Here is a 22,862-nt window from a genome sequence, read left to right on the forward strand (position 1 = left end):
CCTCAACGGGGTGAATCCGCTCTCTGGGCGCCACTCTGATAAGCGCCCCGTGCAGGGGTTTGACAGGTAAAAATGAGGTTTCATCCAGAAATCCCCGACATGCTTGCACCTTCGTTCGCCCGGCTGTACACGGTCGCGGTTCCACTGATCCAGATGCGGCGGGTGCACCCCCTGCCCCGGGCGCATCGCAGGAAGTCATGCTTACCCTCCCCCCGCTCCACCCCCAGTCCCGCCGCAGGGAAATCTCCACAGCTCGAAAGCGCACCCGAACCAGAACCCGTTTGATCGTCGCCGGCTCCGTCCTCGGCATCGCCGGGCTCGTGGCGGGGGTCGGCACCACGGCCGTCGCCCAGTCCTCGGCGGCCAGCGCCGAGAGTATCGCGGAAACGCGGGTGCTCTCCGAGAGCACGGGCGTTCGCCACGGTCAGCTCTCGGTTTACTCGGCCATCGCCAAGTCGACCGCCGACCACCGCGCCGAATCCACCATCAGCGCGGCCACCGGCGTGATCGCCACCATGGCGAACAAGGTCGACGCCACCCCGCTGGCTTCTTCCGTGGCCTCTCTCGGAAACTATGAGGAGCTGGAGACGGATGCCGTCATCTCGCTGACTCTGCAAACCAAGTCAGAGACCGCGGCGGCCCAGTCGGCCGTGGCCGAGGTCGACCGCGCTGCCGCATCCGCCGAGGCGGAGGCCGCGGCCGCGGCAGCTGCCGCTGCCGAGCAGGCCAGGGCCGTGGCGGCGCAGGCCGCAGCTGCGGAGGCCGCGAAGGCCAGCCAGGTCGCTCCGGCACCCGCGCCGTCCCCAAGCGGGGGCAACTCGCCCGATGCCGCCCGCGCCACCGCCCGCGCGATGGCCGCCTCGAACTACGGCTGGGGCGACTCGGAGTTCTCCTGCCTGAACCAGCTCTGGGAGCGCGAGTCCGGCTGGTCGTACACGGCGTACAACCCCAGCGGGGCGACCGGCATCCCGCAGGCACTTCCCGGCAGCAAGATGGCCACGACCGGCTCCGACTGGGCCACCAACGCCACCACCCAGATCGCCTGGGGTCTCGGCTACATCAGCGGCAGCTACGGTTCGCCGTGCTCGGCGTGGGCACACTCCGAAGCCAACAACTGGTACTGACCCTGGCACTGATCGGCCCGGGCTGACAGTCTGGCCCGAGCAGCCTGACCGTGAGCCGCGGGGCGGCTACGCCCGCTTCCGGTGATGTGCCAGGGGCTTCGAGGGAACATCCGGCGCCGCGTGGTCCGCGGCTGGCCGCAGTTCCGACTGCCGGGCCACCGCGAGCAGGTCCCACGGGTTCTCGCCCGTGACGGACACCCCTTTGGCGCCGGAGCGGCGAGTTCGGCCCCGCACGAGCAGGTAGTGGGTCGCGAAGACCCGCCCGCCGACGCGCTCCTGGGCGTTGTGGAAGAAGACCACGTTGGCGACCGGCCCGCTGCCGTCGTCGAGGCTGACGAAGACGACCCGGCGTCCGCGCCGCATCGGGGGAGTGTTCGTCGCCCGCCGCACCCCGGCGACCAGCACCTCGGTACCCCCGGGGAGTGAACCGAGCTGCGCGGCCGGTGTCACGCCGAGCTTCCCGAAGAGCGGGTGGAAGCGCGCCATCTGATGGCTGCTGACCGAGAGGTGCAGGTCTCGGAGCTCCAGATCGGACTGGGTGCGGCCGTAAAGGTCGAGTGAGGTGACCCCGCCGCCGGACTCGGGCAGGGGCAGGTCCACGTCGAACGCGAGCTGGTCATCGTCGATGTGCACCGCCCGGCCCTGCAGCCCCTGAACGTGGGCGAGGAGCTGGTGCCGGCGGTCGAGGTCATAGCCAACGAAACAGTCCCGGAGCGCCGACCCGGGCGAGGGCCTCGAAGGTCCGCTTGCGGGGGTGCACCCGGTTCCGGAAATCCTGCAGCGAGGTGAACGGCTGGTGCCGGGCAATCCGCGCCCGCTCCGCCTCGCTGCTGCCGACCAGCTCCGGCAGGGCCAGACGGATGCCCAGACTCCCGTCGACGAGTTCCTCCACCCGGTATTCCAGCCCGCTGGTCTGCACATCGAGACCCAGCACGGGAACGCCGAGGTTTCTCGCCTCGGCCACGATCAGGTCCTTCGGCCACATGCCGGGGTCGTGCGTGAGGAGCCCGGCCAGGAACTCGGCCGGGTAGTGGGTTTTCAGCCAGGCCGACTGATAGGTCGGGAGGGCGAAGGCGGCCCCGTGAGCCTTGGCGAATCCGAAACTGCCGAAGCCGGCGAGCACCCGCCAGACCTGGGCGATCAAGGCGGGCGGGAAGCCGCGTTCGAGGGCGCGGCGCCGCACGAACTCCTCGATCCGGGGCAGGTCCCTTGGTCTGCCGAGATGACGCTGCAAGACATCCGCTTTTCCCAGGCCGCAGCCGGTGAGTTCGTCGAACAGGCGCATCACCTGTTCGTGGAAAATAACGACGCCCCTGGTCTCCCGCAGGATCGGCTCGAAGCGCGGGTGCAAATAGCCGGGGGCGACTTCTCCGTGCCGGGCCTGCAGGTACTTGAGCGGCATGTTGTTCTGCATCGGGCCTCCGCAGGGGTTTGATCCGTCCGACCCGAGGGCCTCGACAAACGGAGGACCGGACGGCAGAATCTCCCAGAGAAGAGCCCAGACCGGGAGCGGACGGGAGCCGGATGTTCACGGATCGGAGCGAGGCCGGCCGGCTGCTGGCAGACCGGGTCGCGGAACGCCTGGCCGAACTGCGCCGGTCAGACCCCGCGCTGTCCGACCCCGTCGTCTACGCCCTGCCGCGGGGCGGGGTCCCGGTCGCGGTCGAGGTTGCCCGGCGCCTGCACGCACCGCTGGATCTCGTGCTGGTGCGCAAGATCGGGGCGCCGGGCTACCCGGAGGTGGCGATGGGAGCGGTGGTCGACGGCGTCGACAGGCAGACCATCCTCAACGAGGACGTCTTCGCCGCCACCGGGGGCGATGCGGCGGGCCTCAGCCGCGCCAGAAGCCGGGAACTGGCGGAAATCGAGCGCCGTCGCATCCGTTACCTGGGCGACCGGCCGCAGATCAGCCCGGCCGGGCGGGTGGCGGTGATCGTTGACGACGGACTCGCGACGGGAGCAACCGCCAAGGCCGCGCTCTCCGCAGTGAAACGCCAGGGGGCCCGGCTGGCGGTGCTCGCCGTCCCGGTCGCTCCCGCGGATTCCATCGCCGACATGCTGCGGTACGCGGACGAGATGATCGTGCTGCAGACACCCCGGGACTTCTGGGCGATCGGCCCGTTCTACCGGGATTTCCACCAGCTCTCCGATGACGAGACCGTGCAGTTGCTCCGGGAGGCTTGGGCCCGGCGCGACGAAACGGCAACCGGGGACGTCTGATCCGCACGGCAGAATGGAAGGGTGCACCTTCTGGCGAGTCGAACGGCCAACGGCGAGATCCTCGTCCGGCACCTCGACGCCCGGGGCCGGCCCGTCGAACCGGCCACCCGGCTCGCCGAGCACGAATTTCCCCGGTTCGCCCTCCGGCAGGAGTCATCATCCTTCCCGCGCTGGGTGTTCGAGGACACGTCCCGCATCTACCCCCTGCTGCTCGCCGGCGGGGTGAGGGTGCAGCGCGGCCATGACCTGCGCCTGTGCCACGCGATCCTGCGGCTGGCGGCCGCGACCGATTCGAGCGAGCTGGCCCGGGCGGAGCCGAGCCGGTGGGATCGGGCGCCGGCCTTCGAACCCGAGGCCGCGGAGCCGGGATCGACGCTCTTCGACCTCATCGTCGACGACGACGCCTCGCACGACGACTTGCCGGAGGAGTTCCGGCGCCAGTTGGAGGCGGTCGCCGCCGCCGTCGACCCGGGCCGTCTCCGCCTCCTATTGGCGGCGGAATCGGCCGGGGCGCTGATCGCGGCGGAAATGCAGTTCGCGGGGCTGCCCTGGCGAACGGACATCCACGATCGGCTGCTGACCCGCGAACTGGGCCCGCGCGTCGCCCCGGGAATCCGGCCGGAACGCCTGGAGGAACTCGCGCAGGTCATCCGCCGGGAGCTGGGCGACCCCCACTTGAACCCGGATTCGCAGCCGGACCTGATGCGCGCGCTCCTGCGGGTCGGACTGGAGGTCTCGTCGACCCGCGCCTGGGAACTGCAGAAGCTGCAACATCCGGTGATCGCTCCGTTGCTCGACTACAAGAAGCTGGCCCGCCTGCTGAGCGCCAACGGTTGGTACTGGATGGACACCTGGATCGTCGAGGGCCGCTTCCACCCTGAGTACATCCCGGGCGGCGTGGTGACCGGGCGCTGGGCGACCCGGGGCGGCGGCGCCCTGCAATTGCCCAAACAGGTTCGCGGTGCGGTCGTGGCCGATGAGGGCTGGAAACTCGTCGTGGCGGATGCCGCCCAGCTGGAACCGCGCATCCTCGCTGCGCTCTCCCGGGACACCGCCATGGCAACGGCGGGCCGGGGCACCGACCTCTATGCCGGGATCGTGTCCAGCGGTGTGGTCGAAACCCGGGACCACGCCAAGGTGGCCATGCTGGGCGCCATGTACGGAGCGACCACCGGGGAAAGCGGGCGGCTGCTCCCGCAATTGAAGAAGGCCTACCCACGGGCGATCGAACTCACCGAAACGGCCGCCCGCGCGGGCGAGCGCGGTGACGTGGTCTCCACCCGGCTCGGGCGGTCCTCGCCTCGCCCCGGTGAACGCTGGCTCGCCGCCCAGGCCCAGGCCTATCACCCCGGGGCAACGGATGCCGACGAACGCCGCGCCCGCAGCCAGGCCCGTGACTGGGGTCGGTTCACCCGCAATTTCATCGTGCAGGGGAGCGCGGCGGAGTGGGCGCTTTGCTGGATGGCTGAGATCCGGCGGGAACTCCGTCTGCTCCAACCGGGCCAGGCGCGGGGCCCGGTCTTCGCCGAGTCCCCGCACCTCGTGTTCTTCCTGCACGACGAGGTCATCGTGCACACGCCGGAGCTCCTGGCCGACGATGTCCAACGGATCGTGAGCCGCGCTGCGGCAACGGCCGGCCGTCACCTGTTCGGCGACTTCCCGGTCGACTTCCTGCTCACGGTCGCGGCGGTCGACAGTTATGCCGAGGCCAAGTGACCCGGTGCGTTGGGTCAGACCGGGGCAGCAGCAGGGCGGCGCCCTCGTCTGGGCCGGGCGGTACTGAGCCCGTGCCGGAACGCGTCCGCGGGGCCGTCGCCGAGGCGTGCGTCGGCTTCATCGAGCCAGGACAGCGCCGCGCAGGCCAGGGCGTGTTGCGCCCGCACTGCCAGGCGATCCTGCCCGGTGCCTGACTGCGGGTCCGAGTCGCGGCCGACAGCGCCGGAGTCGATTCCGGATCGCCACCGATCCCGGTAACTGGCGATGATGTCCCGGGCATCCGAGTGGGGGAGGGAGGACGCGATCAGCACCCGGTCGACCAGGTCGTTCCACTCCTCGCCGCTCGCGCTGTCGGTGTCGTGCAGCCAGGCCAGGGCCTCGCTCCGACCGAGGGCCGTATTGCGGTAAAGCGGTAGCCCGTCCGGAGTGGCGCCGGCCGATTCGATGGCCCCCTGCTTCAGGAGGCGGTCGAGGGTCGCGTAGATCTGTCCGACGTTGACGTGTCGGCGCCCGCCCGTTCTGGACCCCAGCTCGCCGTGCAACTGGAAACCGTAGGCCGGGCCGATCGTGAGGATAGCCAGCAAGCCGCAACGTACGGACACGGGACCTCCGAATCGGTTGAAAACCTTACTCAGTATATCCGACCGTGCACGGCGTCTCGCGGCCGGTCTTGTCATCTCCCGGGTGCCTGAGGCATAATTCAGCTATCGGTTGCAGGCCCCGAGGGTCCTCGGCCGGATAGATTCACGCATCCGCTGCATTGTTTCATTCAGGCATTGAATCATTCGGCAGTGCTTCGTTCAGAGGTCGTTGGGGAAGACGCATCTCACAGAACGGAGAAAAACGATGGCGGCAACCCAGGCTCGGCAGGCGACGACTGCGCGGGGAGTTCTTTATGTGCACTCGGCGCCGCGGGCGCTGAGTCCCCACGTGGAGTGGGCAGTCGGTCGAGCGCTGGGGCTGGCGGTCAATTTCGACTGGAGCGACCAGCCCGTTCTTCCCGGCGCCCAGCGCGCGGAATTCCAGTGGGAAGGTACGCGCGGCACCGGGGCCGTGCTCGCTTCCGCCCTCCGTGGCTGGGATCACCTGCGGTACGAGGTGACCGAGGATGCGGGATTCGGCACGGATGGTGGTCGATGGTTGCACACGCCCGGCCTCGGCATCTTTTTCGCCCAGACGGATACCGCAGGCAACGTCGTGATCCCGGAGGACCGGCTGCGCAACGCGATGGAGCTGGCCGGGGCCAACGCTCTCGCACTGCACCGGGAGCTGCGGCTGGCCCTGGGACAGGCGTGGGACGACGAGCTGGAGCCGTTTCGCCACGCGAGCGATTTCAACGCCGTGGTCTGGCTGCACCAGGTCGGCTGACACCCGGGACACAATGAGAACGACCCCGGCCGGATACCCGGCGGGGCCGTTCTCGTTCGGGGACCGTTTCCGCCGCGGCGTTACGCCGAGCGGAAGGCGACGACGGCGTTGTGACCGCCGAACCCGAAGGAATTGCTGATGGCGAGCAGGTCGCCCGCCGGAAGGGCCCGCGGACTCGTCACCACGTCGAGCGGGATGTTCGGATCCTGATTCTGCAGGTTGATCGTCGGCGGCAGGGTGCGCTCGGACAGGGCCAGAACCGTGAACAGGGCCTCGATCGCGCCGGCACCACCGAGGAGGTGACCGGTGGATGCCTTGGTCGCCGACACCGGGATGCCCTCGAGCAGGTCGCCGAAGACACGCCGGAGTGCGTTGTACTCCGCGATGTCGCCGACCGGGGTGCTGGTCGCGTGGGCGTTGATGTGGACCACGTCGGAGAGGCTTGCTCCGGCGTTGCGGATTGCCGTGATCATGGCGCGGGCCGCGGCCGTTCCTTCGGGGTCCGGAGCGGTGATGTGGTACGCGTCGCTGGTCACGGCGCCGCCGAGGAGCTCGGCGTAGATGCGGGCGCCGCGAGCCTTCGCGTGCTCTTCCGTTTCGACAACGAGGGCCGCTGCCCCTTCACCCAGCACGAAACCATCCCGGCTGATGTCGTAGGGGCGGGACGCCGTGGCCGGGTCGTCGTTGCGCTTGGAGAGGGCCTGCATGGCCGCGAAGGATGCGATCGGCAGCGGGTGGATCGCGGCTTCGGAGCCACCGGCGATCACGATGTCGGCGAGTCCGGCCTGGAGGCGGTTGTAGGCGTTCACGAGTGACTCGGTGCTCGAGGCACAGGCGGAGACGACGGTCGTGATGCCGGCCCGCGCATGCAGGTCCATCCCGATCGCGGCTCCGGGGCCATTGGGCATGAGCATGGGCACGGTCATCGGCAGGACACGGCGGGGACCGCGTTCGCGGAGGGTGTCCCAGGCGTCGAGGAGCGTCCAGACTCCGCCGATGCCGGTCGCCCAGTCGACGGCCAGTCGTTCGGGGTCGGCCTCGGGGGAACCGGCGTCCGCCCAGGCCTCACGGCCGGCGATCAGTGCGAACTGGCTGGAGGGATCGAGACGCTTCGACTCGTGCCGGGCGAGCACATCGGCCGCGGAGACCCGGGCCTGGGCGGCGAAAGTCACGGGGAGCTGAGTGCGGGCCACCCATTCGTGGTCCAGCGTGCTCGTACCCGATTCGCCGGCGAGCAGGGCGGTCCAGCTGTCGGCGGCCGTGCCGCCGAGCGGGGAGGTCGCACCGATGCCGGTGATAACGATCTTTTTGGTCATAACGTTAACTCTCCGTGAGACGAAAAAACGAGGACAGGTCACACAGATCAGGCCGGTCGGCAGTTGCCGGCCGGCCTGATCCGTGATGGCCCTGTTCGGTGAGGGCTAGACCTGCGCCTTGACGATGAAATCGACGGCGTTGCCGACGGTCTTGAGGTTCTTGACCTCTTCATCGGGGATCTTGACGTCGAACTTCTCTTCAGCGTTGACGACGATGGTCATCATCGAGATGGAATCGATGTCCAGGTCGTCGGTGAACGACTTCCCCAGCTCAACCGTGTCGGCTGCGATGCCCGTCTCGTCGTTAATGAGTTCGGCCAGGCCGGCAAGAACTTCTTCGGTGGACAATGCCATTTTTTTCTCCTTGGGGGTGTTTCGTATGACCGAGACTCAGTTTAGAGGGGGATGGGTGAAATCTAGGGAAGCACGACGACCTGCGCGCCGAACACCAGACCGGCCCCGAAGCCGATCTGGAGGGCGAGGCCGCCGCTGAGCTCAGGGTGCTCCGCGAGCAGGCGGTGGGTGGCCAGCGGGATCGACGCCGAGGACGTGTTCCCGGTGGTCGCGACGTCACGGGCGATGACGACGGATTCCGGAAGCTTGAGCTGCTTGGCGAACTCGTCGATGATGCGCATATTCGCCTGGTGGGGGATGAACGCGGCGAGCTGGCTGCTCTCGATGCCGGCGACCTCCAGTGCCTTCTTCGCCACCTTGGCCATATCCCAGACGGCCCAACGGAAGACGGTCTGACCCTCCTGGCGCAGGGTGGGCCACTCGGCCTCGCCGCGACGATACTCCTGAAGAGTGGCGTTCATGGTGATGGCGTCGGCCTTGGAGCCGTCGGATCCCCACACTGTGGGAGCGATTCCGGGGTAGTCGCTGGGACCGATGACGACCGCGCCGGCGCCGTCGCCGAGCAGGAAGGAGATGCTGCGATCGGTCGGGTCGACGAGGTCGGACAGCTTCTCCGCGCCGATGACCAGAGCGTAGTGGGCGGCCCCCGTACGGATCAGGGCGTCGGCCTGCGCTACGGCGTAGGCGTATCCCGCACAGGCCGCGTTGATGTCATACGCCGCGGCCGGGTTGGCGCCGACCCGGTCGGCGACCACGGCGGCGATGGAGGGCGTCTGGCGCCCGTTGCTGATGGTGGCCACGATGACGGCGTCGATCAGGTTCGGCGCAATGCCGGACTTCTCGATGGCCTCGCGGGCGGCATCCGCGGCCAGGTCGACCGCCTCGACGGACTGGCTGGCCCGGGTGCGGGTGACGATGCCCGTGCGCTGTTGGATCCACTCATCGGAGGAATCGATCGGTCCGACCAGGGCGTCATTGGGAACGAGGAGATCCCCACGCGCGGCGCCGACTGAGAGGATCCGGGTGAACTGGGGGCCGTGCGACTGCTGGAGTGTTGGCTTGGACATAGTCTCTTTCGGTCAGGCTTGGTTCTGCTGGTCGATCAGGTCGAATGCAGCAGGCAGGTCGTCCGGCGTCTTGATGGCGACGCTGGGTACACCCTTGAGTGCACGTTTCGCGAGCCCCACGAGGGCGCCGGCCGGCGCGAGCTCGATGATTCCGGTGACACCGGCAGCCGCGAACGACTGCATGCACAGGTCCCACCGTACCGGCGACGAGACCTGATGAACCAGCAAGTCGACGAATCGAGCGCCGCTGGAGACGGAGGTGCCGTCCCGGTTGGTCCAAATCGGCAGGGTCGGATCAGTGGCGGGCAGCGCCGCCGCTACCCGGGTGAGGTGCTCCACGGCGGGCTGCATGTAACGGGTGTGGAATGCGCCGGCGACCTGGAGAGGAATGACCCTGGCCCGGGTCGGCGGGTTCTGCCCGAGGGCGGCCAGGGCGTCGGGGGATCCGGCCACGACGATCTGTCCGCCGCCGTTGAAGTTGGCGGGGGCGAGTCCGAGTTCGTCGAGGCGGGTGAGGAGCTCCGTCTCGTCCGCGCCGATGACGGCGCTCATGCCGGAGGGTTCCAGTGCGGCGGCCTCGGCCATAGCGTTTCCGCGCTCCCGCACGAACCGCACAGCGTCCGCGGCGGTGAGGATGCCCGCGCCGGCCGCGGCCGTGATCTCACCGACGGAGTGGCCGGCGATCCCACTGATCCGCTCCCGGCGTCCGTCGACCAGGATCGCGTCCAGGGTGAGGAGGCCGGCGGCCACGATCAGCGGCTGGGCGATTCGGGTGTCTCGGATCGTGTCGGCGTCGCTGACCGTGCCGTGGCGCACGAGGTCGATCCCGCATACGTCGGAGATCTCGGCCAGGCCGGCGGCGAAAGCGGGGTCCGCCAGCCAGGGTTCGAGGAATCCGGGGGTTTGCGAGCCCTGACCCGGGCAGACGACAACAATCATTTGTCCAGTCTCCCAAGCCCGTTCCCGGAACGGGTGTCGATCCTCCACCAACTATCCAGGAAACGTTTGTCGGTAACCACCAGTCGGGCGGTCCTGAGGGTGGTGCGGTTCGCCGTCGGCGACGTGCGGTTCACCGTCGGCGAGTAGACCCGTCGTGATCGCTGATCGAACCGATGATGAGCGCGGCCTGCAGAATAAGCGCTTCTCTGGCCCCGGTCGCGTCATAACCGATGACCTCTGAGACCCTCTTCAAACGGTACCGAACGGTGTTCGGGTGCACGAAGAGTTCCCGGGCGGTCGCCTCGAGGGACCGGCCGTTGTCGAGGTAGCACCAGAGGGTGGTGAGCAGCTCGGTCGAATGGGCCTGCAGGGGCCGGTAGATGCGGTGGATCAGGGTGGCCCGGGCGAGGGGGTCGCCGGCGAGGGCGCGCTCGGGGAGCAGGTCGTCGGCCTGGACCGGGCGGGGTGCGTTGCGCCAGGACCGCGCCACGGCGAAGCCGGCGAGGGCAGCCTTGGCGCTCTTGGAGGCGTCCACCAGATTGGGCACCTCGTGGCCGAGCACCAGGTGGCCGGCGCCGAAGCTCGGTTCCAGCTGGACCGCAATTTCCATGAAACTGAGCGCGGACGCCGTGCCGATGTTCTCCTCCGCATCCGCGGGTCTGGGATGGGCGCGACCGATCACCAGCACGAGACGATTGCCCTGCACGCCGATCAGGACGTCCGCGGCCATGTGCCGGGCCGATCGCCGCAACTGGTCGACGTCGAGCATCTTGGGGGTCGTCCCGACGAGCACGCACACCTCGCCGTGCCCGTGCCAGCCCAGAGCGGCGATCCGGCTGGGAAGTTCGTCGTCATATTCGCCGCTCAGGATCGAATCGACGACGAGGGCTTCCAGTCGCACGTCCCAGAGTCCGCGCGCTTCCGCGGCCCTGGCGTACACATCGGCCGCTCCGAAGGCGATCTCCCTCGAGTACAGGAGGATGGCCTCCCGAAGGATTTCGCCACCGTCCTTGATCCTCTCCTCCACCACCTCGACTGTGACCCTGATCAGCTGCAGCGTCTGCTGCAGGCTGATGGAGCGCAGGAGTTCGCGGGGGGCCGCGCCGAAGACGTCCGCGGCGATCCAGGGAGTGGACCGTGGGTCGTCGAACCAGGAGATGAACGACGTGATCCCGGCCTGGGCGACCAGCCCCACCGCGGACCGCCGCCCCGGCGGCATATCGCCATACCAGGGCAGCGTGTCCTCGAGACGTTTCAGCGTCGCCGTAGAAAGCTCACCCGAGATGGTCCGGAGCCAGGTGAGCGTTTGTTCTTTTGTCTTCGGCGTCGATGCCACTGGTCGCTTAGCTCTCGCCCCCGGCGGAACCGGTGGTTCCGGCGGTCACGTCGTGCAACCGGTACCTGTCGATGGCCTGGCTGACCAGGCTCCGGTCGATCTCGCCACGCTTGGCGAGAAGCTGCAGCGTGCGCACCACCATCGACGGTCCGTCGATCTTGAAGAACCGGCGCGCGGCGGGGCGGGTGTCGGAGAAGCCGAAGCCGTCCGCGCCGAGCGTCGCGAAGTCGCCGGGGATGAACTGGCGGATCTGGTCAGGCACGGCGTGCATGAAGTCGGAGACCGCGATGAAGGGTCCCGCTGCTCCGGCGAGCTTCTCCGTCACATACGGAACGAGCGCTTCGTTGTCCGGGTAGAGGAAGTTGTGCTCCTCGGCCCGGATGCCGTCGCGCCGCAGCTCGGCCCAGGACGTGACCGACCAGACATCTGCCGACACCCCCCAGTCCTCGGCGAGCAGCTTCTGTGCTTCGAGCGCCCAGGACACGGCCACGCCCGACGCGAGCAGCTGGGCCTTCGGCCCGGTGATCGGCGAGTGATTGACGCGGTGGATGCCGCGCACGATGCCGTCCACGTCCACCTCCTCGGGTTCCGCCGGCTGCACCTGCGGTTCGTTATAGACGGTGATGTAGTACATGACGTTCGGGTCGGTGTGCGTGCCGCCGTACATCCGCTCGAGTCCGGAGCGCACGATATGCCCGATCTCGTAACCGAATGCGGGGTCGTACGACACGACGGCCGGGTTGGTCGAGGCCAGCAACGGGGAGTGCCCGTCGGCGTGCTGCAGGCCTTCCCCGGTCAGGGTCGTGCGTCCGGCGGTGGCGCCGATCATGAACCCGCGGGCCATCTGGTCGCCGGCAGCCCACATGGCGTCGCCCGTGCGCTGGAAACCGAACATGGAGTAGAACACGTAGATCGGGATCAGCGGCTCACCCTGGGTGGCGTACGAGGTGCCCACGTTGGTGAATGCGGCCATCGCGCCGGCTTCGTTGATGCCCACGTGCAGGATCTGTCCCTGGGGGCTTTCTTTGTAGGCCAGGAGCTGCGCGTGGTCGACCGAGGTGTACTGCTGGCCGTTGGGGTTGTAGATCTTCGCGTTCGGGAAGAACGCGTCGATTCCGAAGGTGCGGGCCTCGTCCGGGATGATCGGCACGATGCGGTTCCCGAAATCCTTGGCGCGCAGCAGCTCCTTGAGCAGCCGCACGAAGGCCATCGTGGTCGCGATCTCCTGCGTTCCGGAGCCCTTCTTCGTGGGCGCGTAGGTCGCATCGTCGGGCAGGTTGACCTGGGTGTACTTGCTGCGACGTTCGGGCAGGTACCCGCCGAGGGCGCGGCGGCGCTCGTGCAGGTACTGGATGGCCTCGTCGTTGTCGTCCGGTTTGAAGTACGGCGGCAGGTACGGGTTCTCCTCGAGCTGGGCATCCGTGATCGGCATGTGGGTGCTGTCGCGGAAGGTCTTGAGGTTGTCGAGGGTGAACTTCTTCATCTGGTGGGTCGCATTGCGGCCCTCGAAGCTCGGCCCGAGGGCGTAGCCCTTGACGGTCTTCGCGAGGATGACGGTCGGCTGTCCCTTGTGTTCCGAGGCCGCCTTGAACGCCGCGTAGACCTTGCGGTAGTCGTGTCCGCCGCGCTTGAGGTTCCAGATTTCATCGTCGGTGTAGCCCTCGACGAGCTTGAGCGTTCGGGGGTCGCGGCCGAAGAAGTTCTCGCGCACATAGGCGCCGCTTTCGGCCTTGTAAGTCTGGTAGTCCCCGTCGGGGGTCGCGTTCATCAGGGCGCGCAGGGCACCGTCGGAGTCGCGGGCGAGGAGGTCGTCCCACTCGCGGCCCCAGACGACCTTGATCACGTTCCAGCCGGCGCCGCGGAAGAAGCTCTCCAGTTCCTGGATGATCTTGCCGTTGCCGCGCACCGGGCCGTCGAGGCGCTGGAGGTTGCAGTTGATGATGAAGTTGAGGTTGTCCAGGCCCTCGTTGGCGGCAACCTGAAGCTGTCCGCGGCTCTCGACCTCGTCCATTTCGCCGTCGCCGAGGAACGCCCAGACCTGCTGGTCGCTTGCGTCCTTGATCCCGCGATTGGTGAGGTACCGGTTGGTCTGGGCCTGGTAGATCGCGTTGATCGGGCCGAGTCCCATCGACACGGTCGGGAACTGCCAGAATTCGGGCATCAGCCGCGGGTGCGGGTAGGAGGACAGGCCGTTCGGGGCGTGTGACTTCTCCTGGCGGAATCCGTCGAGCTGGTCAGCGCTCAGGCGGCCCTCGAGGAAGGCGCGGGCGTACGTGCCGGGGGAGGCATGGCCCTGGATGAAGATCTGGTCTCCACCGCCCGGGTGGTCCTGGCCGCGGAAGAAGTGGTTGAAGCCGACCTCGTAGAGTGCGGCGGATGACGCATAGGTGGAGATGTGCCCGCCGACGGAGATGCCGGGACGCTGGGCTCGGTGCACGAGGACCGCCGCGTTCCAGCGGATCCAGGCACGGTAACGACGTTCGATGTCCTCGTCGCCGGGGAAGTCGGGTTCGCCGTCATCGGCGATCGTGTTGATGTAGTCCGTTGTCGGCACCATGGGTACGCCCAGGTGCAGTTCCTTGGAGCGCTTCAGCAGGCTGAGCATGATCTCGCGACCGCGCTCGTGTCCCTGGGCCGATACGAGCGAGTCCAGCGATTCCGACCATTCGGCCGTTTCCTCCGGGTCCGCATCCGTGCTGTTCACCGAATACGGGTCCTGGTCGTTGACAGTCACACTCGACCTCTCTCTGTTGGTCTCTGTTGGGCAGACCGTGTTGGTGCCGATCATGCCGGGATAGCTGCGCCGCTGCACGGTCGGGTCACGACCGATGGCACCACGCAAGCCTACAGATTATGCCTGTGGTCCGTGCACGAACGATGCGTGTCGTTTTCAGGCCGCAGGATGCCGCCGGGCGGGGCCGATTCTTGGTTCACCCAGTCACCGGGGCTAGGCTGTGTCGCCGCCGCTCAAGTTCGCGCGGGCGGAGGAAAGGAAGCGCAGCATGGCTTTGGAGAACGACACCCAGGCTCCCGATTTCGAGCTCGTCAACCAGTTCGGCGAGCGGGTCCAGTTGAGCCGGTTCCGCGGGAAGAAGTCGGTTGCCCTGGTCTTTTTCCCGCTCGCGTTCTCCGGCATCTGCAGCGGTGAGCTCTGCGAACTGCGAGACAACCTCTCCCTGTTCGAGTCCAGTGGCGTCGAGGTGGTCGGGATCTCGGTCGACTCGCGGCACACGCTCCGGGCGTGGGGAGAGCAGGAGGAGTACACCTTCGACCTTCTGGCCGACTTCTGGCCCCACGGCGCGGTGGCCAAGGAATACGGTGTCTTCCTGGAGGATAAGGGCTTTGCGAATCGTGCCACGTTCCTGATCGACCCGGACGGAATCATCCGGGCCAGTTTCATCACCGCCCCCGGTGAGGCTCGCTCGCTGGAGGCGTACCGCGCCGCGATCGAGGAACTCCAGCCGGCCTGACCGGCCCTGGCGTACGGCGGCCGTGCAGAATCGGTATGATGGTGCACGGCCTGCAGAGGTCGACGTTTCAAGGGGCCTTTAGCTCAGTTGGTAGAGCGCCACGTTTACACCGTGGATGTCATCGGTTCGAGCCCGGTAGGGCCCACCCCTCAAGAACCACCCATAACCCTCCGTGGGGCGAGAGGTCGTGAGGTACTGTGCACCAGAATGAGCACGCAGGTGCCGTCACCACGACCGCTTCGGGCAGAGCGCGTCGAGGGGGTGGGCGTCATGACTCGGTCTGACCGGCTGTCCTTCGGCGTCGCGGTCGAGGAGCTGACCAGCGCTCACCTGCACCAGACCAATCTCTGCGCACCGTTCCTCAGGGCGCTGCCCGTCGACGGGCTGGCGATCTCCACCCTCGGGGTGCCGTTCGGCACCGAAACCATCTGCGCGAGCAACGCCGCCGCGGCCCGCATCGATGAGATCCAATTCGATCTCGGCGAGGGGCCGTGCTGGGACGCCAGGGCGACACGTCGGCCGGTGCTGTCCCCGGACATCCGTCACGAGGCCAATCTCGACTGGCCTGTCTTCCAGCGCACTCTCGGCGACACCGAAGTCGGCGGGATCTTCGCCTTCCCGATGCTGGTGGGCTCGCTGGACATCGGCGCCGTCGACTTCTATTCGCGAATGCCCCGCGCGCTCACCCTCGGGCAGATCGAGGATGCCACCACCCTCGTCGGCATCGCGGCCCGGCAGGTGCTTCGGCGGGTGCTGCTCTCGAATACGATGAAACCGGACGCCGACGACGATCGGGGCTACTCCCGACGCGTCGTGCACCAGGCGACCGGAATGGTGCTGGCCCAATTAGACGTATCACCCTCGGACGCGCTTCTCATCCTGCAGGGTTACGCCTTTTCGCACGGTCAAACGGTGCGAGAGGTCGCGGAGAACGTGGTCGCACGAAATATTGATTTTACTTCAGAATTAAATTAGACGGGTCTTAGGATAAGTTCATGGTGACCAAGTCACGTGAAGGTCAGCTGGTTGAGACATTCGTCACTCTGGCCGACACCCTGGTGGTCGGCTACGACGTGGTGGATCTGCTGCACACGCTGGTTGAGACGTGCGCGACGCTCTTCGAGGCGTCAGCAGTCGGAATCATCCTGACCGCCGGTGACGACACCGATCTCGAGGTTGTGGCCTCGACCAACGAGTGCAGCCGTCTGATCGAGATCCTGCAGCTTCGAGCCGGCAACGGCCCGTGCGTCGAGTGCTACACCACGGGCAGGCCCGTCGCGATTCCCAACCTCGAGGTTCTCTCGCCGGACTGGACGCGGTTCCGGGCCGGAGCCATCGAGCTCGGATTCAAGTCCATGCACTCGGTTCCGCTGCGCCTGCGTTCCACGACCATCGGTTCGCTCAACCTTTTCTGGGACCGCCTGGGTGGGCTGGGAGCTGACGACCTGCGCACTGTCCAGGCTCTGGCCGACACCGCCACGATCGGAATCCTGCAGGAACGGGCCATCCGGGAGAGCGACGTGGCCCGTGCCCAGTTGCAGCACGCCCTCAGCAGCCGGGTGCTGATCGAGCAGGCCAAGGGTGTGGTCGCTTTCACCCACACCGTCAACATGGACGAGGCCTTCGCTCTGCTGCGCCAGCACGCGCGCAGCAACGGCCTGCCGCTGAACGACGTGGCGGAGCGAATCGTCAACCGGTCCCTCTCGCTGTAGCCCCGCTGCTCGGGACGCCCGCATTTCCGGCCTCGGCCGGGCTATAGTGTGACTCACGCCCCAGACCCTGGCTGCACGTGTAATTTTCGTGAGCTATCGAGGTCACCATGAAGCGCATTTTCCATCCCGGCGGCTCTGTCCTCACCGGAAGCGAACTCGCGGATGCCGTGATGCATTACGCGGAGGCCTTGAGTTCACGCGGGCAGGTCGACGTCATCGACATCCCGGTCGCGGATGAGACTGGACTGCCCGGTCGTGCCCAGTTCCTGATTGGCGCATCCAGCCAGCTCGTCTGTGTCACTGCCGACGCCGTGGACCAGGAGCTGGTGGAATCGGCGAAGTCCGATGACCTGCGCCGCAAAGCGCTGTCCGGCACGGCGAGCGGTCGGGTTTCGTGGACCGGGGACGGGCTTGATTCGCCGCAATTCGACGAGTTCGAATACTGACGGTCTGCTGCAGCGGCCCGCGGGATGACCGGGACTTTCGGCCCTGTCAGGCTCGGTTCTGACCCGACACCATTGAGGCCGGTGCACGGGAATGGAGAAGATCATGGACGAACGCGTTGTGGTCGGGATGAGCGGCAAGCCGTCGGACCGGGATGCCCTGCACTGGGCCCTCGACTACGCGCGCCCGAGACGGTTCGCAGTCGAGCTGGTTCACGTCGTCGACGAGAACTGGGCGAGTCTGGCCGCCGGGTACGAGCACACCGCGCGGGAGCAGGCTGAACGCAACCTCGCCCGGGAGATCGCGGATGCGGCACCCCTGGCGCCGGAGCTGAAGCTCCACGCGACCGTGCTCACAGGTTCGCAGGCCGGGGCGCTGGCCGACCGGGCAGAAGGCGCTGCACTGCTGGTGATCGGCTCACATGCGCTCGGGCGCTTTCGGGACTATGTCTTCAGCACCCGTTCCGCGCAGATCGCGGCCCGTGCCCCCGGCTCCGTCGTCATCGTTCCCGAACGAAGTAACCGGGACGGCACCGGGGTCGTTGTCGGCGTCGACGGCTCCGAGGCCTCGCTTGCGGCCGTCCAGTTCGCCGCCGAGCAGGCGGACCGTCTGGGGCAGCGCCTGACCGCCGTGTACTGCTGGAGCGTGCCCGCTCCGTGGACCGAGGAGGGCGCCATGATCGACTGGCCGATGCAACCGGATGACGCCGACCGGCTGGTCCTCTCCGAAGCGGTCGCAGGACTGGCCGAACGCTACCCCGACCTGCAGTTAGACCTTCGGCTGGACCTGGGTCTGCCGGTCGATGCGCTCGTCACGGCCGCGACCGGTGCGAGCCTGCTCGTCGTGGGCAACCATTCCCGGAACGGATTCGCCCGCTTCTGGCTGGGTTCGGTCAGCCACGTGATCGTGCTGACCATGCCCTGCCCGGTGGCCGTGATCCGGAGCGTGTGACCCGCAGCGAGTGACGTCCGGGGCCGGGGCTCAGGCGGGCCTGGCGATAAGGATGGGAACGTTGATGTTCATGAGCACGTCGTGGGTGACCGATCCGATCACCGACTGTGTCGCCCCTCGCGGGTGGGACACGCCGACCACGATCAGGGACGCGCCCGCGCCCGCATCCAGCAGGGCTTCCGCGGGGTCGCGGTTCACCAGGCGCCGGCGAACGACCACGCCCGGCGCGGTGGCGCTCGCGACCGCGGCCGCCTCGCTGAGGAGCAGGTGCGCGGCGTCGGCGCTCTCGGGCAGCTCAGGCGACGCCTTCCCCGTGCAAAGTGTCGGCGGCGCGTGCACCAGGATGAGCTCCTGGCCGAGCCGGTCGGCTTCGCGGGCGCCTCGGATGACGGCCGACGTCGAACCCTCGAACCGGTCCACCCCGACGACAACCCCGCGCCGGGTGTCGAACGTCGTGTCCGGGATGACTGCCACCGTGCACGGCGCAGCGGCCGCGATCTGCACGCTGCGGGATCCGAGCACGCGCCCCCGCAGGAACCCGGTCTTGTGGGTGCCCACGATGAGGGTGTCGTCGGCCAGCGGAAGGGCGGCAAGGGTCCAGGACGGCGCGCCGTGCAGGATGATGGCGCCGATGTCGAGCCTGGGGTGAGCCTTCTTCGCCAGGGCGAGCTCCTCGGCCAGCAGGGCACTGGCGTGTCGCTCCGCATCCTGCGCATAGGACGGGCCGAGAAGGCCCCACTCGTCGTCGACGACGTTGACCAGGACCGCCGGAGAATCGTCCTCGGCTGCCCGGGACAGTCCCCAGCTGATCGCAGCTCGGCTCGGCTCGGAGCCGTCTGCCCCGATGTAGTAGGTGTTCACTGTGCATCCTTTCCGGTCGCCTGGTCGCGGTCACCCGCGTCGTCGGGGCGAGGAACGACCGCGACCGGGCAGGGCAGATTGAGTAGGACGTCGTGACTGACCGATCCGAGGAAGAGGGAGCCGACGGCGCCGCGGCCGTGAGTGCCCACCACGATCAGGGAGGCGTCCCGGGAAGCCTCCACGAGAACAAACGCCGGCAGGCCCTGTTCCAGGACTTCGGTGACCTGGAGGTCGGGGTTGGCTGCCCGGACCCGCTCTGCGCGTTCGGCGAGGATCTCGGCGTGCGCCTGCCGCAACTCGTCATAGGGAATCACGGCCCCGAATTCGACCGCCACCGTGGCCGGGATCGTCCAGGCATGCACGATGCTGAGCGGGCGGCCGAAGTGAGCGGCCTCGCGGGCGGCGAAGTCCAAGGCCCCGGCTGCCAACGCATCGTCTTCCAGTCCGACCACGACGGGCCCGGTTCGTGGCGCCCATACCGCGGGGACGACGATGACGGGGCACTTCGCATGGGCGGTGAGGCGCAACGGAAGGGTCCCGTAGACCGCTCCGGCGAGCACCCCCGTCTTGTTGGTGCCGATGACGAGGAGGTCCGCGGCGGCGGACGCCCGGACGAGTTCATCGGTGGGGACCCCGTGGCGGATGTACCCGGTCTTGCGGCAGTTCGGTGCGGCCTGGTCGACCCGGCGGATGGCTTCGGCGAGTGCGCGTTCGTAGGCGGGCTGGAAGTCATCCTCCGGCCCCCCGGTGGGGGACCAGCCCATTTCCACCACCGTCGTCAGTTCGAGGCTCACCGAGGCTGACGGGAGCCGCTCGGCCGCCAGAGCGCGGTCGAGGGCCCACTCGAGGGCGGCCCTGCTGGCGGGCCCGCCGTCGATGGCGACGATCACTTTTTCGACCATGGCTGGCCTCCTTCCCTCGCGTCCCCCCTCACGGTGACAGCGTCGGGAGGCGCCGAAAAGGGGCGAAGGTCCCACGCGAGTAGAATCCCCGGCATCAGACCGAGAGCGGAGCCAGGCCATGCCCCAGCACGAGATCACAGCCCCGGTTGCCACCCCGTTCACGCGGCCCGAACCCTCGGCGAATCAGTCGGATGCGCGCCTGCGCCGCCTCCTCCTGGCCAGCCAGGCGATTGTGGGCCAGCTCGATCTTCTCTCCGTGCAGCGGCGCATCGTGGAGGCGGCGGTCGACCTGTGCCCGGCGCTGTTCGGGGCGCTCGCGACCACCGCCGACAACGGCCGTCTCGAGCCGAGCGTCCAGGTCGGGGCATCCGCGGATGCCGCCGTTGCGGGGGGCGCGTGGGCCGAGGTCCTCGGGCTGCTGGGCACCCTCGCCGATGACCCGGTTCCGCTTCGGCTGAGCCGATGGCAGGCCAAACCGCGTCCGGCTGGTTTCGAGGGTGAGGACCCGCCGATGCAGAGTCTCCTGGCCGTCCCGGTGCGGGTGCGCGGCGAGGTCTCGGGCATCCTGTATCTGATCGGCAGGGTGCCGGGAGCATTCGACCAGGAAGACGAGGACCTGTTGTGTGCCTTGGCGGCGACCGCGGGCATCGCGATCGACAATGCCCGGCTGTTCGAGGAGACCCAGCGGCGTCAGCGCTGGTCGGCCGCGTCGGCCGGGGTCAGCGCTGCCCTCCTGACCGATCGCTCGGACGATACCCTGGCCCTCCTGGCCGACCGATTCGCGCAGACGGCGGATGCGCAACTGGTGTGCGTCGTCGTCCCCGATGGAATCGACCCCGGCGCGGATGCTTCCCTGGTCGTCGCCACCGCCAGGGGGCCGCTCGCGCAGCAGGCCGCCGGCCTCATCTTCCCTGTCGCCGGGAGCCTGTGCGGGCGGGTATTCTCCGGCGGCCAGCCGCTCCTGGTCGACGGCGGGGACGGCGTCAGGCCGGGCCCGGACTCCGCCCTGATCTGCGGGTCCACCATGGTCATCCCTCTGGGAGCGGGAGTCCCGCACGGGGTCCTGACGGCCTCGCGTCCCCTCGGAGCGGCCCGGTTCACCGCCTCGGACCTCGTGATGGCCTCGGACTTCGCGGAGCAGGCGAGTGTGGCGCTGGAACTCTCCCTGGGCCGGGCCGATCGGGCCCGGCTGGCGGTGCTGGAGGACCGCGGCAGGATCGCCCGGGACCTGCACGACCTCGTCATCCAAAGGGTCTTCGCCGCCGGGATGTCGATTCAGGCCATTGGCGGGGAGATAACCGACCGGGCGCTGCGCCTGAGGCTCGACGAGGAGGTGCAGGCCCTGGACGCTGCCATCGTCGAGATCCGCACGGCCATTTTCGCCCTGACCCTGCCGGCGCACCCCGACCGGCCGTCCCTGCGACATCGCGTCATCGACCTGCTGACCGAACTCGGGCCCCTGTTCGAGCAGCCTCCACGAGTCGTTTTCTCCGGCCCGATCGACCTGGTCACGCCGGCCGACCTGGCCGACGACCTCGTCGCCGTGATCCGCGAGGGGCTGACCAACGTGGTTAGGCACGCCCGGGCCGGCGAAACGGTTGTGAGCCTGACCGTGGTCGCCGACTCGATCACGATCGAAATCAGTGACGACGGCGTGGGCAGGGCGAAGGCCGCGCACTCCGGCGGAATCGACAACCTGGCGGCACGGGCAGGACGATGGCAGGGAAATTTCACCCTCGACGACCGGGCGCCCCGGGGCACACGGCTGCGCTGGGCGGCCAGCCTGGTCGGTGCATCCGTCACGGCACGCCGATGACCCGCGTCTTCCTCGTGGACGACCACGAAATCGTCCGGCATGGCCTCGTGCACCTGATCAACGCGGAAGCGGACCTGGAGGTCGTGGGGGAGGCGTCGACCAGGCGGGAGGCCCTCGCCCGGGTCGCCGCCACCCGGCCGGACGTCGCGGTCCTCGACGTCCGCCTGCCCGACGGAAGCGGCATCGACGTCTGCCGGGAGATCCTCGCCCGGGACCCGGGCATCCGGTGCCTGATCTTCACCGCCTTCGACGACGACGAGGCCACCTGCGCCGCGGTGCTGGCGGGGGCTGCAGGGTATGTCCTGAAGAACATCCGCGGTGACCGGCTGATCGACGGCATCCGCCGGGTGGCCCGCGGGGAGCGGCTGCTCACCGACCTGGCCGCCCGGCGGGTGGCCGAGGTGCTGAGCCTGGCCGAGCCGGACCGGGCCGCGCAGGCACTGACCCTGCGCGAGCGGCAGGTCCTGGACCTCATTTCGCGGGGGCTCACCAACCGTCAGATCGGCGCCGAGCTGGAGCTGGCCGAGAAAACGGTCAAGAACTATGTGTCCGCCGTACTCAGCAAGCTCGGGATGCAGCGAAGAACCCAGGCCGCGGTCTTCGGTGCCGATCTGTCCCGGGCCGCGGGCGGTTCCGGCTCTCGAATCCACCCCGGGTCTGCCGGTACGCTGGCCCGATGAAGCAGAATCGCGTCACTCCGGCCGTGCCGGGCCCGGGCCAGGAATCGGTCTGGACATACCCCCGGCCGCCCCGGGCCGAGCCGAGTACCGACCGCGTCGTCGTCACGTTCGGCGGCCAGGTCATCGTCGACACCAGAGATGTGATCCGGGTGCTCGAGACGAGCCATCCTCCGGTCTACTACCTGCCTCGATCGGCTTTCCGGCCCGGGAGCCTGGAACCGGCCCCCGGGAACTCGTGGTGCGAGTACAAAGGGCAGGCGTCCTACCTCAATGTGGTCACGCCGGGACGGCGGGAGGAATCCGCCGCCTGGACCTACCCGGCGCCGAGGAAGGGGTATGAGGCGCTCCTCGACCGCATTGCCCTCTACCCCGGCCGGATGGAGCGGTGCACAGTGAACGGGGAACGGGTGCAGCCGCAGCCGGGAGACTTCTACGGCGGCTGGATCACGTCCCGGGTGGTCGGCCCGTTCAAGGGGGAGCCCGGCACGCTCGGATGGTGACTGCGGGGCCCCGGATGATCCTGCCGGGCCCCGGCGTGATGCCGATCCTTCTGGCCGCCCTGCTCTGGGGGACGACCGGAACGGCC

The 22,862-nt window shown here is 68.4% G+C and carries 23 protein-coding genes and 1 tRNA gene; 13 read left to right on the top strand and 11 right to left on the bottom strand.

All coding sequences use genetic code 11. The features are described from left to right. Window positions 1-281: 281 nt before the first annotated feature. Window positions 282-1,124, top strand: coding sequence for an aggregation-promoting factor C-terminal-like domain-containing protein (locus E3O49_RS01075; protein WP_134403109.1), 843 nt, complete (start codon window positions 282-284; stop codon window positions 1,122-1,124). Between the two features lie 66 nt (window positions 1,125-1,190). On the opposite strand, the gene E3O49_RS01080 is transcribed toward E3O49_RS01075, so the two are convergent. Both E3O49_RS01080 and E3O49_RS01085 read right to left on the bottom strand, forming a co-directional pair. After that, window positions 1,191-1,757, bottom strand: a complete 567-nt coding sequence (locus tag E3O49_RS01080) for a hypothetical protein (RefSeq protein WP_134403108.1) — start codon at window positions 1,755-1,757, stop codon at window positions 1,191-1,193. A 55-nt stretch (window positions 1,758-1,812) separates the two neighbouring features. Further along, entirely contained in the window at window positions 1,813-2,538 is a 726-nt protein-coding gene (locus tag E3O49_RS01085; protein WP_134364924.1) for a helix-hairpin-helix domain-containing protein, read from the bottom strand. Window positions 2,539-2,648: 110 nt separating this feature from the next. Between E3O49_RS01085 and E3O49_RS01090 the strand changes: the two genes are divergently transcribed. Together E3O49_RS01090 and E3O49_RS01095 are read left to right on the top strand one after the other, a co-directional pair. After that, the gene (locus E3O49_RS01090; RefSeq protein WP_134364923.1) at window positions 2,649-3,344 is read left to right on the top strand and encodes a phosphoribosyltransferase; all 696 of its coding nucleotides are present in this window, start codon (window positions 2,649-2,651) and stop codon (window positions 3,342-3,344) included. 21 nt (window positions 3,345-3,365) lie between these two features. Continuing rightward, window positions 3,366-5,060 carry a bifunctional 3'-5' exonuclease/DNA polymerase gene (locus E3O49_RS01095; protein WP_134450868.1) on the top strand — a complete coding sequence of 565 codons (1,695 nt, stop codon included), beginning with the start codon at window positions 3,366-3,368 and terminating at the stop codon, window positions 5,058-5,060. Between the two features lie 14 nt (window positions 5,061-5,074). Here E3O49_RS01095 and E3O49_RS01100 read toward each other — a convergent pair whose 3' ends face one another. Continuing rightward, window positions 5,075-5,644, bottom strand: a complete 570-nt coding sequence (locus E3O49_RS01100) for a PadR family transcriptional regulator (RefSeq protein ID WP_160140993.1) — start codon at window positions 5,642-5,644, stop codon at window positions 5,075-5,077. A gap of 262 nt (window positions 5,645-5,906) precedes the next feature. On the opposite strand from E3O49_RS01100, the gene E3O49_RS01105 reads away from it, so the two are divergent. Beyond that, window positions 5,907-6,428 (top strand): DUF3145 domain-containing protein, encoded by a 522-nt coding sequence (locus E3O49_RS01105; RefSeq protein ID WP_134364920.1) that lies wholly within the window; start codon window positions 5,907-5,909, stop codon window positions 6,426-6,428. A gap of 80 nt (window positions 6,429-6,508) precedes the next feature. Here the strand turns inward: E3O49_RS01105 and E3O49_RS01110 are convergent, their stop codons facing one another. The 6 genes from E3O49_RS01110 to aceE form a co-directional block, all read right to left on the bottom strand. Beyond that, on the bottom strand, window positions 6,509-7,744 hold the full coding sequence (locus E3O49_RS01110; protein WP_134364919.1) for a beta-ketoacyl-[acyl-carrier-protein] synthase family protein: 1,236 nt from the start codon (window positions 7,742-7,744) through the stop codon (window positions 6,509-6,511). Window positions 7,745-7,849: 105 nt separating this feature from the next. After that, window positions 7,850-8,098: an acyl carrier protein gene (locus E3O49_RS01115; RefSeq protein WP_134364918.1), complete on the bottom strand. Its 249-nt coding sequence runs from the start codon at window positions 8,096-8,098 to the stop codon at window positions 7,850-7,852. 62 nt (window positions 8,099-8,160) lie between these two features. Beyond that, entirely contained in the window at window positions 8,161-9,165 is a 1,005-nt protein-coding gene (locus E3O49_RS01120) for a beta-ketoacyl-ACP synthase III (protein ID WP_134364917.1), read from the bottom strand. 12 nt (window positions 9,166-9,177) lie between these two features. Further along, the gene (locus E3O49_RS01125; protein WP_134450870.1) at window positions 9,178-10,104 is read right to left on the bottom strand and encodes an ACP S-malonyltransferase; all 927 of its coding nucleotides are present in this window, start codon (window positions 10,102-10,104) and stop codon (window positions 9,178-9,180) included. A gap of 130 nt (window positions 10,105-10,234) precedes the next feature. Beyond that, window positions 10,235-11,440: a PucR family transcriptional regulator gene (locus E3O49_RS01130; protein ID WP_134364915.1), complete on the bottom strand. Its 1,206-nt coding sequence runs from the start codon at window positions 11,438-11,440 to the stop codon at window positions 10,235-10,237. Window positions 11,441-11,447: 7 nt separating this feature from the next. Then, the gene (gene aceE, locus E3O49_RS01135; RefSeq protein WP_134364914.1) at window positions 11,448-14,174 is read right to left on the bottom strand and encodes a pyruvate dehydrogenase (acetyl-transferring), homodimeric type; all 2,727 of its coding nucleotides are present in this window, start codon (window positions 14,172-14,174) and stop codon (window positions 11,448-11,450) included. Window positions 14,175-14,442: 268 nt separating this feature from the next. Here aceE and E3O49_RS01140 point away from each other — a divergent pair, with 268 nt between their 5' ends. From E3O49_RS01140 to E3O49_RS01165, 6 genes are all read left to right on the top strand, one after another. Further along, entirely contained in the window at window positions 14,443-14,910 is a 468-nt protein-coding gene (locus E3O49_RS01140) for a peroxiredoxin (protein ID WP_134364913.1), read from the top strand. Between the two features lie 72 nt (window positions 14,911-14,982). Then, a tRNA-Val gene (locus E3O49_RS01145) sits at window positions 14,983-15,055 on the top strand. A gap of 125 nt (window positions 15,056-15,180) precedes the next feature. Beyond that, window positions 15,181-15,885: a GAF and ANTAR domain-containing protein gene (locus E3O49_RS01150; RefSeq protein WP_160140994.1), complete on the top strand. Its 705-nt coding sequence runs from the start codon at window positions 15,181-15,183 to the stop codon at window positions 15,883-15,885. Between the two features lie 20 nt (window positions 15,886-15,905). Then, entirely contained in the window at window positions 15,906-16,622 is a 717-nt protein-coding gene (locus E3O49_RS01155; RefSeq protein WP_134364911.1) for a GAF and ANTAR domain-containing protein, read from the top strand. A gap of 107 nt (window positions 16,623-16,729) precedes the next feature. Next, complete coding sequence (locus tag E3O49_RS01160) at window positions 16,730-17,068, top strand: hypothetical protein (protein WP_134364910.1); 339 nt, start codon at window positions 16,730-16,732, stop codon at window positions 17,066-17,068. Window positions 17,069-17,171: 103 nt separating this feature from the next. After that, entirely contained in the window at window positions 17,172-18,017 is an 846-nt protein-coding gene (locus tag E3O49_RS01165; protein ID WP_160140995.1) for a universal stress protein, read from the top strand. Between the two features lie 30 nt (window positions 18,018-18,047). Here E3O49_RS01165 and E3O49_RS01170 read toward each other — a convergent pair whose 3' ends face one another. Next, a complete protein-coding gene (locus tag E3O49_RS01170) occupies window positions 18,048-18,878 on the bottom strand; it encodes a universal stress protein (RefSeq protein WP_134364908.1) in 831 nt (276 codons plus the stop codon). Further along, the gene (locus E3O49_RS01175; RefSeq protein WP_160140996.1) at window positions 18,875-19,780 is read right to left on the bottom strand and encodes a universal stress protein; all 906 of its coding nucleotides are present in this window, start codon (window positions 19,778-19,780) and stop codon (window positions 18,875-18,877) included. Before E3O49_RS01175 ends, E3O49_RS01170 begins: the two co-directional genes overlap by 4 nt. A gap of 118 nt (window positions 19,781-19,898) precedes the next feature. Between E3O49_RS01175 and E3O49_RS01180 the strand changes: the two genes are divergently transcribed. From E3O49_RS01180 to E3O49_RS01190, 3 genes are read left to right on the top strand one after another with little or no spacing between them, the layout of a single operon-like run. Beyond that, window positions 19,899-21,596: a GAF domain-containing sensor histidine kinase gene (locus E3O49_RS01180; RefSeq protein ID WP_134364906.1), complete on the top strand. Its 1,698-nt coding sequence runs from the start codon at window positions 19,899-19,901 to the stop codon at window positions 21,594-21,596. Next, the gene (locus E3O49_RS01185) at window positions 21,593-22,276 is read left to right on the top strand and encodes a response regulator (RefSeq protein ID WP_134364905.1); all 684 of its coding nucleotides are present in this window, start codon (window positions 21,593-21,595) and stop codon (window positions 22,274-22,276) included. The genes E3O49_RS01180 and E3O49_RS01185 overlap by 4 nt, the downstream gene beginning before the upstream one ends. Further along, the gene (locus E3O49_RS01190) at window positions 22,273-22,776 is read left to right on the top strand and encodes a DUF427 domain-containing protein (RefSeq protein WP_134364904.1); all 504 of its coding nucleotides are present in this window, start codon (window positions 22,273-22,275) and stop codon (window positions 22,774-22,776) included. Before E3O49_RS01185 ends, E3O49_RS01190 begins: the two co-directional genes overlap by 4 nt. Window positions 22,777-22,862: the final 86 nt, after the last annotated feature.

The sequence above is a fragment of the Cryobacterium shii genome (genome assembly GCF_004402595.1).
Classification (GTDB): domain Bacteria; phylum Actinomycetota; class Actinomycetes; order Actinomycetales; family Microbacteriaceae; genus Cryobacterium; species Cryobacterium shii.